The following is a 16740-nucleotide window of genomic DNA, read 5'->3' as shown; positions in this document are numbered from 1 at the left end:
GCCGCGACACCACGCGGCCCCTTTTCTTTCTCCGGGGACATAGATGTACCGCGCGCTTCTGTTTCTGTCGCGCCTGATGGCGATCCTGGGTGGGATCATGCTGTCGGTGCTTATCCTTATGACGGTCTTCAACATCGTGATGCGGCTGGTGGACCGGCTGTTTCACTGGATGGTGGAAGACGGCTTTCTGGCGGGCCTTGGCCAATGGATGATCGACGCTGGCGTGGGGCCGATCCTCGGGACATTCGAATTGATCGAGGCGGGCGTGGCGTTCGTGATCTTTGCCTTCCTGCCGATCTGCCAGATCACCGGCGGGCACGCGACGGTGGATATATTTACGAGCGCGATGTCCGACCGCACGAACCGCTGGTTGCGCGGCGTGACGGAGGTGGTTTTCGCGGGCGTCATGGTGCTGATCGCGGTGCAGTTGTTCGGCGGGCTGATGACCAAGTTCAACAGCGGCCAGACCACGTTGGAGCTACAATTGCCGGTCTGGTATTCCTACGCCATCGGCTTTGTCGGCGCGGCTTTGGCCGCAGTGGTGGCCGTATATCTCGGCGTTGTACGGTTCATTGAAATGGTGTCAGGGCGTACGGTACTGCCCCCCGACCTGGGGGCGGAGCATTGAGCGACCAACTCATTGGGATCCTGTCGTTTCCCTTCCTCCTGACGCTGATCTTCCTGCGGGTGCCAATAGGCCTGTCGATGTTCTTCACGGGCCTCGTTGGCCTGATCATGGTGACGGGCGACACGCAGGTGCCATTCGGGCGGCTGAAATCCGAAACGTTCACGACGTTTTCCAGCTACTCGCTGACCATCATTCCGATGTTCCTGTTGATGGGGCACTTCGCAACGTTGGGCGGTATGTCTCAAGCGTTGTTCAAGGCGGCGGAAGGTTTCTTGGGCCATCGCAAGGGCGGAGTGGCGATGGCGGCTGTGGGCGCTTGCGCGGGCTTTGGGGCGATTTGCGGAAGCTCGCTGGCGACCGCAGCCACCATGGGGCGCGTGGCGCTGCCGGAGTTGCGGCGGTATGGCTATGACGGTGGGTTCTCGACGGCAGCGCTGGCGGCGGGGGGCACGCTTGGCATCCTGATCCCGCCCTCCATCGTGCTGGTGATCTACGCGATCTTGACCGAGCAGAACATCGCGAAGCTTTTCCTTGCGGCGTTCATTCCCGGCATCATTGCGGCGCTGGGCTATATCATCGCGATCCGCATATACGTCGCGTTGAACCCCGAAAGCGCGGGCGTCGGGCCGCGGATGCCTTATTCGGAACGGCTAGCGGCTTTGACCAAGATCTGGCCGGTCCTGTTGGTTTTCGGTGCGGTTGTCGGCGGCATCTATGCGGGCTGGTTCACGCCGACCGAAGGGGCCGCCGTTGGTGCGCTTGGCACTGGGCTTATTGCGTACTTCAACGGCGGGCTGAACCGTGCCTCGCTGATCGAGAGCTTCATGGTCACGGCTCGCTCCACCGCGATGATCTTCTTCATCATCCTCGGTGCGGCCTTCTACAATGGCTTCCTCGCGCTGACACAGGTGCCGCAGGGCATCGCGGAATGGGTCACAACCAGCGGCTTCAGCCCCTACACGATCCTGATCCTGATCCTGATTTTCTACCTGATCCTCGGTTGTTTCATGGACTCGCTGTCGATGATCCTGCTGACCATCCCAATCTTCTGGCCGGTGATGCAAGGCCTTGATTTCGGCTTCGTGTCGATGGCGGAGCTGCATGCCGCGCGGGGGATGGAGGCGCTGCTGTCGGTGCCGGATATGACCCGAGACAGCGTAGATGCGCTGCTTGCCGCCTACCGTGAAGGCGCGCAGCTGACGTTGGCGCAGACGGTGCAGTTCGACACGATCATGGCGCATTTCGGCGCGGATATCGTGCCGCTGGACGAGGCGCTGCGGGCGCTGGCGGCGGGTGAGGAACTGACCCGCGATCAGACCCGCGCGCTGGAGTTGCGGCGGGTGAACCAAGGCGCGCTGAACCGGATCAATTCCGAGCAGGTGGCGATCTGGTTCGGTATCCTTGTGCTGATTGTGGTGGAGGTCGGGCTGATCACACCGCCGGTGGGCATGAACCTGTTCATCATCAACGCGATGGAGAAGACGACGAAGATGACGGCGACCTATCGCGCAGTGCTGTATTTCATCGCGTCCGACCTGCTGCGCGTGGTGCTGCTGGTGGCGTTCCCGGTGATCACGTTGGTCTTTATCACCTGGTAGATGATTATATGATATAACTATCCGGGAATCGGATGCTGAAGGAAGGGAGGCCGGATGCAACTCGACGGACAAGTGGCCATCGTCACGGGTGGTGCAAGTGGGCTGGGGGAGGCCACGGCGCGCTACCTTGCGGACCGAGGCGCGGACGTGGCCGTTCTGGATATGGATGGCGACAGGGCGCGTGACGTAGCTGCCGAGATCGGCGGATATTCCCAGCAATGCGACGTCACAGATGCGGAACACGCAGCGACCGCGGTGACATCGACCATGGCTCGGTTCGGGCAGGCGGCGCGGATCTGCGTGAATTGTGCGGGCATTGGCCATGCGGCCCGGATCGTGGGGCGTGAGGGGAAGACGTCGCTCGACCTGTTCCGGCGCGTGATCGAGGTGAACCTGATCGGCACCTACAACGTGATGACCTACGCGGTTCAGGCGATGATGGATCTGCCGCCTTTGGAAACAGGCGAACGCGGGGTGGTGATCAATACGGCGTCTGCCGCCTATCAGGACGGGCAGGTGGGGCAATCGGCCTACGCGGCCTCCAAGGGCGCGATTGCGTCGATGTGCCTGCCACTGGCGCGCGAATTGGCCAAGCCCGGCATCCGCGTGAATGCGATTGCGCCAGGCCTATTCAACACGCCGATGATGGAGAGCCTGCCGGAAGAGACGACGCAGGCGATTGTCGCCAACGTGCCGTTTCCGCATCGCCTCGGGGATCCCTCCGAGTTTGGCCAGCTTGTCGCTGACATTGTGCAGAATCCGTATCTGAACGGCGAAGTGATCCGCCTGGACGGCGCCACACGGTTGCCCCCCCGGTGAGCCTGCTGATCGACATAGACGGCCCTGTCGCCACGCTGACGCTGAACCGCCCCGAGAAGCGCAATGCGATGAACGACGCGCTGATTGCGGAACTCGCGGGCTTCTGCGCCAACCCGCCCGATGGCGTGCGCGTGGCGATCCTGACCGGAGAGGGCGACCATTTCTGCGCGGGGCTGGATCTGGCGGAGCAGGTGGAGCGCTCAACGGATGAGGCCATGGCGCATTCGCGGATGTGGCACGATTATCTTGATAAGGTGCAATTCGGTGGCCTGCCGATGGTGACGGCCATGCGCGGTGCGGTGATCGGCGGCGGGCTGGAAGTGGCCTCGGCTTGCCATGTGCGCGTGGCTGCGCCGGATGTGAAATTCCAACTGCCCGAGGGCAAGCGCGGGTTCTTTGTAGGTGGCGGCGCGACGGTGCGTGTGGGGCGGATCATCGGGCCGGATCGGCTGACCGAAATGATGCTGACGGGCCGGACCTATGGCGCGGAAGAGGGCGCATTGCTGGGGCTTTGTCACTACGTTGCGGACGACCCGATGGACACGGCGCGGGAGCTGGCGGAACAGATCGCGTCCAACGCGCGACTGTCGAATTACTTTGCGATCCATGGTGTTGCCCGGATTAACGCCATGGCTCCGGAGGAGGGATTCTTTACCGAGGCGCTTTGCACCGCACTGGCCCAGACTTCACCGGACGCGGAGGAGGGGTTTCGCGCCTTCCTTGAAAAACGGGCGCCGAATTTCCAATGACCCGTGACGCCGACCTCCGCCGCCTTGTCGGCTACAACATCCAGCGCGCATCGAGTGCTGTGATGGGGGCGGTGAACCGGGTGTTGAAACCGTTCGGGCTGCGCCGGGCGTCTTATTCCGTGCTTTCGGTTGTGGTCGAAACGCCGGGGCTGCGGCAGGCGGATGTGTCGGAGGTCTTGGCGATCGAGCGGCCCAATCTGGTGCAGATCATCGACGGTTTGGAGAAGGCCGGATGGATCACGCGGCGGCGGGTTGAAGGGGACCGTCGGGCCTATGAGCTGCATCCGACTTTGGCCGGGAGGGCCCACTACACCGAGGCGCGGGGGGCGTTGCAGGTGTTCGATGGCAAGCTGACGGCGCAGTTGGATGAGGCAGCGGTTTGGGCGCTGATCGATGGGTTGAATGCTGTGGAGGCGGCGGGACCGGGGGCGGAAGAAGGGGAGGTGCGGCGTGGCGTTCAAACCCCATGATGTGATCCGCGAAGACCGCCCGGATGGAGCGATTTTGCTGCGGGCAAGGGAGCCTTTGGGTGAGGCTGCCACGCGGACGACGGATTGGCTGGACCATTGGGCCGAGACCACGCCAGATGCGGTTCTCCTTGCGGAACGCAGCGGGGATGGCTGGCACGAAGTCAGCTATGCAGAGGCGCGTGAGCAGGCGCGGTCGATAGCTGCAGGGTTGCTCGATCTTGGGATGGGTCCGGACCGCCCGCTGATGATCCTGACCGGCAATTCGGTGGCTCATGGCCTTTTGTCGCTCGCGGCGCAATATGCGGGCGTGCCGTTCTGCCCGGTGGCGGAACAATATGCGATGATCCCGGCAGCACGCGCGCGGTTGGACGAGATCGCAACCCTCATCCAGCCTTCGGCTGTCTTTGCAGAGGACGGCTTTGTGCTGGCCGAGGTGTTTGAGCGCGACGTCTTCCGCGATGCCCGCCCGATTATGGCGCATGGGCCGGGCCTGACGCTGGACGATCTGGCGAAAGCCGGCGGCGCAGTGAACGCAGGCGTCACGCCCGATACGGTGGCAAAGATCCTGATGACGTCGGGCAGCACCTCCGCCCCGAAAGGCGTGCTGACCACGCACCGGATGCTGACGACCAATCAGGCACAGATCGCGGCCTGCCTGCCCTTTCTGCGCGAACGCCCGCCGGTGCTGGTCGATTGGCTGCCGTGGAACCATGTCTTTGGCGGGTCGCACAACTTCAATCTTGTGCTCGCCAATGGCGGTAGCCTCTACATCGACGGCGGCAAGCCGATCCCTTCGCTGATCGGCAAGACCATTGAGAACAACCGCATCAAGCAGGGAACGATCAGCTTCAATGTGCCGGTGGGCTTCGCCGCCCTGCGCGACGCGATGCGAGACGATCCAGGCTTTGCGCGGGCGTTTTTCGAAGACCTCGACATGCTGTTCTATGCGGGCGCGTCCTTGCCGCAGGATGTCTGGGCCGACCTTTGGGCCATGGCGGAACAGGCGGGCAAACAGCCCTTCTTCACCTCAAGCTGGGGCCTGACCGAAACCGCCCCGGCGGCGCTGTTGCAACATGAACCGACTGAGCGGTCCGGCGTCGTGGGCGTGCCATTACCCGGCGTCGATGTGAAACTGGTGCCCGCAGATGACCGGTCGGAAGTGCGCGTGAAAGGCCCGTCGATCTTCACCGGCTATCTGGGCGCGCCGGAGAAAACGGCGGAGGCGCTCGATGATGAGGGCTTTTTCATCACGGGCGATGCGATGCGATTTCTGGACGAGGGCGACGCGAACCAGGGCCTCGCCTTTGATGGACGTATCTCCGAAGACTTCAAACTCAGCACCGGCATTTGGGTGCGCGCGGCGGCCCTGCGGTTGGAGGTTTTGGGCGCGCTGAAGGGCATCGCGCAGGATGTGATCGTGACGGGTGAGGAGCGCGACGAAGTGGGCCTGCTGATCGTCCCGGCGCAAGCGATGCGGGATGCATCCGAGGAAGACGGTGGCGCGTTGATTGCCGACGCCCTCCCGATCCGCGCAAAGCTTTCGGGCTTCACCGGCGGCTCCGCCCAGACAATCACGCGCGCGCTGATCCTTTCAGAACCACCTTCGATTGCGGAGGGCGAGATCACGGCCAAGGGCAATCTGAACTTCGCGCGGATCAGGGCCCGGCGGGCCGCGCTGATCGACCGGCTTTATGACGATACCGACCCCGCCACCATCACGATCGGAGGTGCCTGATGGCCTACATCCCCTACGGCGCCTATTGGTCCACACCCTTCGCCCGCTGGCAGGGCAGCCTTGCGCATCTGAACTCTGTCGAATTCGCAGCACATGTTGCCAAGGCCCAGATCACGCGGATGGACCTGCCCGCGGGCAGCTTCGATTTCGCGGCCTTCGGGCAGACCGTGATCCAGAAGGGCAGCTTTTTCGGCGGGCCATGGTTTACGGCGATGATGGGGGCGGAGGGGCTTGCCGCTCCGATGGTTTCCCAAGCCTGCGCGACAGGGGCGCGGCTTTTGGCGACAGCGGTGGGGGAAACACTTCAAGGCGCGCAGCAGGCGTTGATCGTGTCAGGGGATCGCACGTCGAACGGGCCGCACGTCTATTTCCCCGCGCCGGGTGGGCCGGGTGGAACGGGGGCGTCGGAAGACGTGGTGATGGACAATTTCGGCCACGACCCTTGGGCCTGCAACGCGATGATCCAGACGGGCGAGAATGTCGCCGCGCGCGAAGGTATCACGACGGAAGAACAGCACGATCTTACCCTGCATCGGCGCGCTCAGTATGACGATGCGTTGGCTGATGATTGCGCGTTCCAGCGACGCTATATGCCGGTGCTGGATGTGCCCGATGCTCGGTTCCGTAAATCGGTCGGACGGTTGGACACGGATGAGGGCGTTGAGCCTGCCGACGCCGAAAAGATCGCCCGCCTGCGCCCGGTGATGAAGGATGGCACTATCACTTTCGCGAGCCAGACCCATCCGGCGGACGGCAATGCGGGGATGGTTGTGGTGGGGGATGAAGGACGCGCGCGGGAGATTGGCGGGGTGGATCACCCGATTGTCGAGATCTTGGCCATTGCCCAAGCGCGAGAGGAAAAGGGTTTTATGCCTGCTGCGCCGATCAAGGCCAGTGTCGCGGCGCTGGATCGCGCCCGGCTGCTGATCAATCAGGTGGATGCGATCAAATCGCACAATCCGTTTGCGGTGAACGACATCGCCTTTGCGCGCGCCTTTGGGATCGACTGGCGCGATATGAACAACTTCGGCAGCTCACTGATCTGGGGGCATCCTCAGGGGCCAACGGGCCTGCGGGCGATGATTGAACTTATAGAAGAACTTACGCTCCGCGGCGGAGGAACAGGCTTGTTTCAGGGCTGTGCCGCGGGGGACTCGGCCATGGCCGTGATCCTGCGCGTGAGGTGAAGGGAGAGACAGAATGGCAAATGCAGCAACCCATTTTGTAGATCGCCACGTGGCCGAAGGGCGCGGCGACAAGACCGCCTTTGCCGAGGCCGACGGGCGCAAGCGATCGCTGAGTTATGCGGAGCTGAACGACCATACTGCGCGGTTTGCAGGCGCGCTTTACCGTCACGGCGTGCGGCGTGAGGAACGGATCGCGATGATCGTGCGCGACCAGATCGAATTTCCGGTGGTCTTCTGGGGCAGTCTGAAGGCCGGTGCCATTCCGGTGCCGCTGAACACGCTGCTTTCAGCGGATGTCTACGAGACGATCCTAACCGACAGTCGCGCCTCCATCCTCGTCGTGTCGGAAGAGATGTGGGAGGTGGTGGAACCTGCCACGCGCGACAACAAGTTCCTGCGCGCCATCCTCGTGATTGGCGATGCGCCCGAAATGACCGAAAGCTACCGCGATTTCATCGCCGGGGCAGAGCCAGTTGAAACGGTCGACGCTCACGAAGATGAGCTGGCCTTCTGGCTCTATTCCAGTGGCTCCACGGGGCAGCCCAAGGGCGTGCGCCATGTGCATGGGTCGCTGAAGGCGACGTGCGATACGTTTGGCGATCAGGTTCTGGGTATTCGTGAAGAGGACACGGTCTACTCCGTCGCCAAGTTGTTCTTCGCGTATGGCTTGGGCAACGGCATGTCCTTCCCGATGTCTGTTGGCGCGACAACGGTTCTGTTTGGAGGGCGGCCAACGCCGGATGCGGTCTACGGAATCATGGAAGAGATGCGCCCAACGATCCTATGCGCGGTCCCAACGCTGTTCGCCGCGATGGTGCAGGCGGCACCTGAAGCGCCGGAGCACGCGTTGCGGCTCTGCACTTCTGCAGGGGAGGCCTTGCCGCGTGAAGTGGGCGAGGGCTGGCAACGCCTGACGGGAACCGAGATCGTGGACGGCGTCGGGTCCACCGAGATGTTGCATATCTTCCTGTCCAACCGCCCCGGCGATTGTGTCTACGGGACGAGCGGAACGGCCGTGCCTGGTTACGAGGTGCGTCTGGTCGATGAGCATGACGAGGATGTGCCGGAAGGTGAAGTGGGCGAGTTGCTGGTGCGTGGCCCGTCGAGCGCCGAGGGCTATTGGAACCGTCGCAGCAAATCGCAGGCGACGTTCGAGGGGGCCTGGACGCGGACGGGCGACAAGTACGAATTCCACGAAGGTCGCTATGTCTACTGTGGCCGCACGGATGACATGTTCAAGGTCTCGGGCATCTGGGTCAGCCCGTTCGAGGTGGAGAGCGCTCTGATCGACCACCCGTCCGTATTGGAAGCTGCCGTGGTGGCCCGTGCAGATGAGGCGGGGCTGGACAAACCAGCGGCGTTCGTTGTGCTCAAAGACGGGGCCAATGCGCCAGAGGCGGAGGCGTTGAAGGACTTCGTGAAAGACAAGATCGGCATGTGGAAATACCCGCGCTGGGTTGAGTATGTCGATGACCTGCCAAAGACGGCGACGGGCAAGATCCAACGGTTCCGCCTGCGCGCGTGATGTGGGGCGCGGGGTTTGTCGAGGTTTCGTGCAAGCGGCTGGAGTACCGCTGCTGGGGGCCTGAGCCCGACGACGGGCGCGCGATTGTTCTGCTGCACGAGGGCCTCGGTTGTGTCGCGCTTTGGCGGGACTTTCCGCAGCGCCTGCAAGAGGCAACAGGTCTGCCAGTCTTGGCCTATTCGCGGGCGGGCTATGGGCAATCCGACCCCGATGACCTGCCTCGCCCTCTGAATTGGATGACACGCGAGGCGGTCGAAGTTCTGCCACAGGTTCTGGCGTCCTTCGGCCTCTCGCAACCGATCCTGTTGGGTCATTCGGACGGCGCGACGATCGCGGCGATCTATGCGGGGCGCCAATCGCTCCTCGGGGCGCCGCCCCTCCTCGCAGCGGTCCTGATGGCACCGCATTTTTTCACCGAAGAGATGGGGTTGGCCGAAATCGCACGGGCGGGTGAGGCGTTTCGAACATCCGATATGGCTGCGCGGATGGCAAAATATCACCGTGATCCGGAGGCGACCTTCCGGGGTTGGGCCGATGCATGGCTGGACCCGGAGTTTCGGGAGTGGAACGTGGAGCATGCGCTGGACGGGGTCACCTGCCCGGTGTTGGCCATACAGGGGCGAGAAGACCAATACGGCACGCTGGCACAGATAGAGGTTGTGTCGCGTCGGGTTGCGACGGCGCAAACGATGGTTCTGGATGCATGTCAGCATGTTCCGCATCTGGAGCAGTCAGAGGCGGTGCTTGAAATCATCGGTCAATTTATGCAAAAAAATGCATAAATCCGTATTTTGGGCAGAAATTCTACTCAAGTAATGCACTATCGCGCTTGAAGTGATCGCTCTCGGCGCTATCCTGCATCTGCGCAACAGGAGATTCTCATGTCCAAGGTCATCGATTTCCAGACCGACCCGTCCAAATACCGCCACTGGCGCGTGAACTATGACGGCCCAGTTGCGACGCTCACCATGGATGTGGACGAAAACGGCGGCCTCTTCGATGGTTATGAGCTAAAGTTGAATTCCTACGACCTCGGTGTTGATATTGAGCTCAATGACATCGTCCAACGGATGCGGTTCGAGCACCCCGAGGTGAAGGTCGTCGTCATGCAATCGGGCAAGGACAAGGTCTTCTGCGCCGGAGCGAATATTCGGATGCTCGGCGGGGCAGAGCATTCCCACAAGGTGAACTTCTGTAAATTCACCAACGAGACGCGCAACAGCTACGAGGCTGCGGAAGCAGAGTCGGGCCAGAAGTATATCGCTGCCATTAAGGGCGCCTGCGCCGGTGGAGGCTACGAACTTGCGCTGGCCTGCAATCATCTGATGCTGGTCGATGATGCGACCTCCTCCGTTTCTCTCCCTGAAGTTCCGCTTCTCGCCGTGCTGCCCGGCACCGGCGGGCTGACCCGCGTGACGGACAAGCGCATGGTGCGCCGTGATTTGGCCGATGTGTTCTGCGCGACCGAAGAGGGTGTGAAAGGCAAGCGCGCCGTCGATTGGCGGTTGGTCGATGAAGCCGTGCCTAATTCGAAATTCGATGAGGTTGTGGCGGAACGTGCCGCTGAATTTGCTGCCGCCTCTGGCAAGCCAGACGCGACGGGCATCAAGCTTGGTCCGCTTACAAAAGCCGTGGCCGATGACGGATCGCTCTCCTATTCACTGGTCGAAGTTGAGGTGGACCGCGCGGCGCGCACAGCCACGATCACGCTGAGCGGCCCGGATGGGGACGCGCCTGCCGGTATGGACGCCCTGCAGGCGCAGGGCGATCAGAGCTACATGCTACGCCTCGCGCGGGAATTCGAAGACGCGATCCTGCATCTGCGTTTGAACGAAATGGAATGCGGGCTGTGGACGCTGCGCACGCAAGGCGACCCGGAAGGCGTGGCAGCCCACGAAGCGCTGTTGCGCGACAATGCAGATCACTGGCTCGCCAATGAAATCCGCCACTACTGGAAGCGTACGCTCAAGCGGCTCGACGTGACCTCGCGCAGCCTTGTGACGCTTGTCGAACATGGCTCCTGCTTCGCTGGGCTGCTGGCGGAGCTGATCTGGGCCGCCGACCGCTCCTACATGATGGAAGATGAGTTCGAGGGCGACAATCGCCCGATGGCCACGATCACGCTGACGCCCGACAATTTCGGCACCTACCCGATGGGCAATGATCTGACGCGCCTGCAGACGCGGTTCTTGGCGACGCCCGAGGCCGTTGTTGCCCTGCAAGAGCAGATCGGTGAGGGGATGGAGGCGGAAGAGGCTGAAGAACATGGCCTTGTCACCATGATTATGGACGACATCGACTGGGAAGATGAGATCCGGATCATCCTTGAAGAACGCGCCAGTTTCTCACCCGACGCGATGACAGGGATGGAAGCAAACTTGCGTTTTGCCGGGCCGGAGACGATGGAAACCCGCATCTTCGGGCGTCTGACCGCATGGCAGAACTGGATATTCAACCGACCCAACGCGGTTGGCGAAAACGGCGCTTTACAGCGCTACGGCTCCGGCATCCGGGGCGACTACAACATGGAACGGGTGTAACCGAGTTTCTAAGGAAACTCGGCCTGTTCAAATCTTCTAGAAGATTTGGGAGCAAGACATGACTGCAGTAGATATTTCGTATGATACCAAGATCCCCAATAATGTGGGGTTGTCCAGCGATCGTAAGGTTCTGAAGGCGCTGGAGAAATGGCACCCCGGCTATCTGGATTGGTGGAACCGTCTGATCCCCCAGAACTTTCAGGAGAGCATGGTTTATCTGCGCACAGCAGTCAGCGTGGACCCGAAGGGTTGGGCGAAATTCGACTACGTGAAGATGCCCGAATATCGCTGGGGCGTGCTTCTGGCCCCCGCCGTTGAAGGACGCACGATCCCGATGGGCGAGCACGCCGGTCAGCCCGCGTGGCAGGAAGTGCCGGGCGAGTATCGCAACATGCTCAAGCGCCTGATCGTCATTCAGGGCGATACCGAGCCGGGCAGCGTCGAACAGCAGCGCTTCCTCGGCCTCACCGCGCCATCGCTTTACGACATGCGCAACCTGTTCCAGGTGAACGTCGAAGAGGGCCGCCACCTTTGGGCGATGGTGTACCTGCTGCAGAAATATTTCGGAAAGGATGGTCGCGAAGAGGCCGATGATCTGCTCCGCCGCTCTTCTGGCTCGGATGAGGCGCCGCGGATGCTGGGTGCGTTCAATGAAGAAACGCCCGATTGGCTGTCTTTCTTCATGTTCACGTACTTCACCGACCGTGACGGCAAGATGCAGCTGGAATCCCTCGCGCAATCAGGCTTCGACCCACTCAGCCGCACCTGCCGCTTCATGCTGACCGAGGAAGCGCACCACATGTTCGTGGGCGAAACCGGCGTCAGCCGCATCGTGCAGCGCACCTGCGAAGCGATGAAAGAAGCGGGCATCACCGACCCCTACGACATCGGCCGCGTGCGCGATCTGGGCGTCATCGACCTGCCCACGATCCAGAAGAAGCTGAACCTGCACTATTCCCTGTCGCTCGACCTGTTCGGGCAAGAGGTCTCGACCAACGCCGCCAACGCGTTCAACGCGGGCATCAAGGGCCGATACATGGAGCAGCGGATTGACGACGACCACAAGCTGACCGACGCCACCTACGTCGTGAAGGTGCTGGAAGACGGCAAGATCTTCGACAAGGAAGTGCCCGCGCTGACCGCGATCAACATGCGCTTGCGCGATGATTACATCCGCGATGCGTCGGGCGGTCTGCGGCGCTGGAACAAGACGATCCAGAAGACGGGTGTGGAGTTTGAACTCAAGCTGCCCGATCAGGCCTTCCACCGGCAGATTGGCGTGTTCTCGGCGATCAAGGCGAACCCAGAGGGCGCGCTGATTTCCAACGAGGAATGGGCTGCGAACGTCGACAAATGGCTGCCCACGAAAGAGGACGGCGCCTATATCCAGTCGCTGATGGTGCCGTGCTACGAGCCCGGTGAATTCGCCGGTTGGATCGCCCCGCCCAAGCAGGGGATCGACAACAAGCCCGGCGATTTCGAATACGTCAAACTGCACATGGCCTAAGGGCCAAACGGGCGCGGCTTTGGTCGCGCCCCAACAAGGAAACGCGCGATGAAAATCCACTTTCTCTATGGGACCGAGACCAGCACTGCCGAAATTCTCTGCGAGGATATCGAAGAGGATCTGGGCGACGGTTTCGACTGCACGATCACGTCCCTTGGCGATATCGATCCCGCCGATCTGGACGGCGAGACGTTCTATTTCGTTGTGACATCAACCTATGGAAACGGCGACTTGCCGATGGCCGCGCAGCCCTTTTACGACAAGATGGAGGCCGAGAAACCCGACCTCTCCCACGTCAAGTTCGCGGTCTTCGGCCTCGGCGACATGGTGTTCTCGGAAACCTTCGCGTTTGGCTCCAAGATCATGATGGAGAAGCTCATCGAACGCGGCGCCAAAATGGTCGGTGAACGTGGCATCCACGACGCGTCCTCCCCCGATCTGCCGGAGGACGTGGCCGTGCCTTGGGCGCAGGAAATCATGGGTCTCGCCAAGGCTGAGGCCGCTTGAATGCAGCCCCGCCCTAACAGTGCGTTCGTCCATGACATCCGTGTCACTTGGGGCGATTGCGACCCGGCTCAGATTGCCTACACCGCGCGGCTGCCTTGGTTCGCGCTCGATGCGATCAACGCCTGGTGGGCCACGCACTACGCCGATGCAGGCTGGTATGAGATGGAGCTCGACAAAAACGTCGGGACCCCATTCGTGCGGATGGAGATGGATTTCAGAAGCCCCGTCACCCCGCGCCACATCCTGAAGTGCCACACCTGGCCGTCGGCGCTTGGCACCAAGTCGATCACCTTTCGCGTCGACGGAGTGCAGGACGGCACCACCTGTTTCGAGGGCGCATTCACCTGCGTTTTCATCATCGCGGACCAATTCAAATCCCGCCCCGCCCCCGACGACATCCGCACTTTGGTGGAGGCTCACATCCCGAAATGACCGACCAATCCGGCCATCCCCCTATCGCCAACGACACAGCCGTGACCGCACTGCAGGCGCAGGTCGGTGACCGTGTACGTGCGGCCCGTGGTGCAAAGGGCATGTCGCGCCGTGTCCTGTCAGAGGCGTCGGGCGTCTCTCCCCGCTATCTCGCGCAGCTTGAAAGCGGTGAGGGCAATATTTCCATCGGCTTGCTTCTACGTGTCGCATCTGCCCTCGACTTGCCCATAGAGGCACTCGTCGCACGCCAAAGTCTAACACCTGACTGCGCCCGCGTGGCTTCCGCCTTTGCGCGCGCCGATGCCGACACTCAGGCGCGTGTGCAGGCCCTGTTGCACCAGGCCGATGCTCAGAAGGCTAGCCGCATCTGCCTGATTGGCCTGCGCGGGGCGGGCAAATCCACCCTCGGCGCGGCTTTGGCGAAGGCGCGGGGTGTGCCCTTCATCGAACTCAATGAACAGATTGAAGCGGCAGGTGGGATGCCCGTGGCCGAGATCATGGCGCTTTACGGCACCGATGGCTACCGCCAGCTTGAGGCTGACGCGCTAGATGCCATCGTTGCCGACCAGGACCGCGCCATCATCGCCGTTGGCGGAGGTATTGTGGATGAGGCGCGGACCTTTGCCGCCCTTCTCGCACGGTTCCACACCGTTTGGGTCAAAGCCACGCCGGAAGAGCATATGGCCCGGGTTCAGGCCCAAGGCGACACCCGCCCCATGGAAGGCAACCCGCAAGCCATGGCGCAACTGCGCCTTATCCTGACAGGGCGAGAGGCTGAATATGGCCGCGCCGATGCCATTCTGGATACGTCCCGCGCGACACTGGACGCGTCTATCACTGACCTGCTTGCCCTGATCGACCAACACGGCTTTCTGCCACCGGAGACCTCATGACTGTCACCCTGCGCGCCGACGGCCTGACCGGCTTCGTTACCCTCGACAATCCGCCCGTGAACGCCATCGGCAAGGCGATGCGCGAAGGGTTGATGGAGGCTGTCGCTTGGGCCGAGCGGGAGAATTTCGACCGCGTGATCGTGACGGGCGCGGGCCGCGCCTTTGCCGCCGGCGCCGATGCGCGCGAATTCGATGGTGCGGCGTTGGAACCGTTTCTGCCTGACGTCTGTGATGCCATTGAGCGCAGCTTTGTGCCGTGGATTGCCGCAATCAACGGCGTGGCCCTTGGGGGCGGCGCGGAAATCGCGCTGGCCTGCCGGATGCGCATTGCAGGCCCGAAAGCGCAGATCGGTTTGCCGGAAGTGACCCTTGGCGTAATCCCCGGTGCGGGTGGCACACAGCGCGCGATGCGCCTGACGGGTCTGGAAAAAGCGCTCGACATGATCGCCTTCGGGCGGCCCCTGCGTGCGGTAGATGCACTCAAGGCGGGCCTGATCCACGCGGTCGAAGATGATCCGGTCGAGGCTGCCGACATGATCAACACCGAGGAGTTGCAATGCGTCGTGCCCACATGGGAATTGCCCACGCCCGACCATGATGAAGCGGCCTTCACGGCGATCCGCGAGAGGCTTGCCAAGCGGTCGCCCGGTCAAGTTGCGCCGCTGCGCGCCGTGGATGTCATTGAGCAGGGCCTATCCTTGCCTTTCGCCGACGCGATGGCTCAAGAACGCGCAGCGTTCATGGACCTCAAACAGGGCGATCAATCTCGCGCGCTGCGCCATATGTTCTTCGCCGAACGCGCTGCAAAGCCGCCCAAGGGGCTGCCTGCCGCGCCTGAACTGACGGAAATCGCCGTGGTGGGCGGCGGCACGATGGGTGCGGGCATCGCCTATGCCTGCCTGTCGCTTGGCCTTCCGGTCACGCTTCTGGAAACCGACCAAGATGGTGTCGACCGGGCAGAGGCGAACATCGGCAAGCTGATCCAATCCGGCATCGACCGCGGCCGCCTCTCTGAGGACGGCGCTCAGGCGCTGCGAGATCGGCTGACGGCAACAACGGACTACGGCAAAGCCGGGAACGCCCCACTCGCCATCGAAGCCGCCTTCGAGGATATGGAGGTTAAGAAAGCGATCTTCGCCCAACTCGACACGGCCCTCTCGCCTGACGCGGTGCTGGCCACCAACACATCTTACCTCGACGTCGATGAAATCGCGGCCAGCACGCGTGACCCGTCCCGCGTGCTTGGCCTGCACTTCTTCGCGCCCGCCCACATCATGCGCCTTCTGGAGATCGTGAAGGGCAAAAAGACGTCGGATCACGCGCTGGCCACAGGCTACGCGCTTGGCAAACTGCTTAAGAAGGTTCCCGTCTTGGCTGGGGTCTGTGATGGCTTCATCGGCAATCGCATCTATTCGCGCTACCGCGAGGCCGCCGATACGGTCTTCATGGACGGCTCGACCCCATGGGAGGTCGATGAAGCCATGGAGAATTTTGGCTACGCGATGGGCCCTTATGAGGTCGCGGACCTCTCCGGCCTCGACATCGGCTACGCGGCCCGGCGCAGGCAGGATGCCACGCGCGACCCGAACCGGCGCTACATCCCCATCGCGGATCGCATGGTCGAACTCGGCAAACTCGGCAAAAAGGTCGGCGCGGGCTGGTATCGCTACCCCGGCGGTGGCGGCAAAGTCGAAGACCCCATCGTTGCTGACCTCGCGCTGGAAGAAGCGCATTTTGCGGGCATCGAGCGCATCGAATATGACGAGGCGCAGATCGTTGAACGCCTGACAATGGCCATGATCAACGAGGCCGCCGATGTGCTGGCCGAAGGCATCGCGCAAAGCGCCGCCGACATCGACCTTGTGACCGTCTTCGGCTACGGGTTTCCGCGCTGGCGCGGCGGGCTGATGCACTACGCCGATACGCTTGGCGTTCCTCATATCGTCGAACGGATCACCGCCCTGCAAGCTGAAGACCCAGTGGCTTGGAAACTCTCGCCGGTGCTCGCGGACTGTGCCGAACGCGGTATTTCGTTAGCGGAGTGGTCGAAGAGCTAGGCGCGCCCGCTCCTTCATCTTGGCCGATACGGCTCCCCCAGAGGGTCCGACCTCACCGTCACGCGCTATTGTTCGAGGTGCGAAGAACCGCTT

At 62.3% G+C, this 16740-nt stretch carries 15 protein-coding genes; all 15 read left to right on the top strand.

What is annotated here, in order from left to right:
- The first annotated feature begins 43 nt into the window (after nt 1–43).
- The 15 genes from V8J81_RS14515 to V8J81_RS14445 all read left to right on the top strand — a co-directional run bounded on the left by V8J81_RS14515 (nt 44) and on the right by V8J81_RS14445 (nt 16647).
- Nucleotides 44–628, top strand: coding sequence for a TRAP transporter small permease (locus V8J81_RS14515; protein WP_368476467.1), 585 nt, complete (start codon nt 44–46; stop codon nt 626–628).
- Nucleotides 625–2226, top strand: coding sequence for a TRAP transporter large permease (locus V8J81_RS14510; RefSeq protein WP_368476466.1), 1602 nt, complete (start codon nt 625–627; stop codon nt 2224–2226). Before V8J81_RS14515 ends, V8J81_RS14510 begins: the two co-directional genes overlap by 4 nt.
- Nucleotides 2227–2280: 54 nt before the next feature.
- Nucleotides 2281–3045: an SDR family NAD(P)-dependent oxidoreductase gene (locus V8J81_RS14505; protein ID WP_368476465.1), complete on the top strand. Its 765-nt coding sequence runs from the start codon at nt 2281–2283 to the stop codon at nt 3043–3045.
- Nucleotides 3042–3794, top strand: coding sequence for a crotonase/enoyl-CoA hydratase family protein (locus tag V8J81_RS14500; RefSeq protein ID WP_368476464.1), 753 nt, complete (start codon nt 3042–3044; stop codon nt 3792–3794). Before V8J81_RS14505 ends, V8J81_RS14500 begins: the two co-directional genes overlap by 4 nt.
- Entirely contained in the window at nt 3791–4264 is a 474-nt protein-coding gene (locus tag V8J81_RS14495) for a MarR family winged helix-turn-helix transcriptional regulator (RefSeq protein ID WP_368476463.1), read from the top strand. Before V8J81_RS14500 ends, V8J81_RS14495 begins: the two co-directional genes overlap by 4 nt.
- Nucleotides 4245–5999, top strand: a complete 1755-nt coding sequence (locus V8J81_RS14490) for a feruloyl-CoA synthase (protein WP_368476462.1) — start codon at nt 4245–4247, stop codon at nt 5997–5999. Before V8J81_RS14495 ends, V8J81_RS14490 begins: the two co-directional genes overlap by 20 nt.
- Nucleotides 5999–7186, top strand: coding sequence for a thiolase family protein (locus V8J81_RS14485; RefSeq protein ID WP_368476461.1), 1188 nt, complete (start codon nt 5999–6001; stop codon nt 7184–7186). Before V8J81_RS14490 ends, V8J81_RS14485 begins: the two co-directional genes overlap by 1 nt.
- 13 nt (nt 7187–7199) lie before the next feature.
- Complete coding sequence (locus V8J81_RS14480) at nt 7200–8711, top strand: benzoate-CoA ligase family protein (protein ID WP_368476460.1); 1512 nt, start codon at nt 7200–7202, stop codon at nt 8709–8711.
- Nucleotides 8711–9493, top strand: a complete 783-nt coding sequence (locus tag V8J81_RS14475; RefSeq protein WP_368477653.1) for an alpha/beta fold hydrolase — start codon at nt 8711–8713, stop codon at nt 9491–9493. The genes V8J81_RS14480 and V8J81_RS14475 overlap by 1 nt, the downstream gene beginning before the upstream one ends.
- A 99-nt stretch (nt 9494–9592) precedes the next feature.
- Nucleotides 9593–11251 (top strand): 2,3-epoxybenzoyl-CoA dihydrolase, encoded by a 1659-nt coding sequence (gene boxC, locus V8J81_RS14470; RefSeq protein WP_368476459.1) that lies wholly within the window; start codon nt 9593–9595, stop codon nt 11249–11251.
- A gap of 58 nt (nt 11252–11309) precedes the next feature.
- Nucleotides 11310–12758, top strand: coding sequence for a benzoyl-CoA 2,3-epoxidase subunit BoxB (gene boxB, locus V8J81_RS14465; protein WP_368476458.1), 1449 nt, complete (start codon nt 11310–11312; stop codon nt 12756–12758).
- Between the two features lie 48 nt (nt 12759–12806).
- Nucleotides 12807–13265, top strand: a complete 459-nt coding sequence (locus V8J81_RS14460) for a flavodoxin domain-containing protein (RefSeq protein ID WP_368476457.1) — start codon at nt 12807–12809, stop codon at nt 13263–13265.
- On the top strand, nt 13266–13697 hold the full coding sequence (locus tag V8J81_RS14455; protein WP_368476456.1) for an acyl-CoA thioesterase: 432 nt from the start codon (nt 13266–13268) through the stop codon (nt 13695–13697).
- Nucleotides 13694–14590 carry a helix-turn-helix transcriptional regulator gene (locus tag V8J81_RS14450; RefSeq protein ID WP_368476455.1) on the top strand — a complete coding sequence of 299 codons (897 nt, stop codon included), beginning with the start codon at nt 13694–13696 and terminating at the stop codon, nt 14588–14590. The genes V8J81_RS14455 and V8J81_RS14450 overlap by 4 nt, the downstream gene beginning before the upstream one ends.
- Nucleotides 14587–16647 carry an FAD-dependent oxidoreductase gene (locus tag V8J81_RS14445; protein ID WP_368476454.1) on the top strand — a complete coding sequence of 687 codons (2061 nt, stop codon included), beginning with the start codon at nt 14587–14589 and terminating at the stop codon, nt 16645–16647. The genes V8J81_RS14450 and V8J81_RS14445 overlap by 4 nt, the downstream gene beginning before the upstream one ends.
- Nucleotides 16648–16740 lie beyond the last annotated feature (93 nt).

This window comes from Gymnodinialimonas sp. 202GB13-11, assembly GCF_040932485.1.
In the GTDB taxonomy this organism is placed as follows: Bacteria; Pseudomonadota; Alphaproteobacteria; order Rhodobacterales; family Rhodobacteraceae; genus Gymnodinialimonas; species Gymnodinialimonas hymeniacidonis.
Note: the sequence above shows the minus strand (reverse complement) of the source record. Positions and strands in the feature narration are given on the sequence as shown.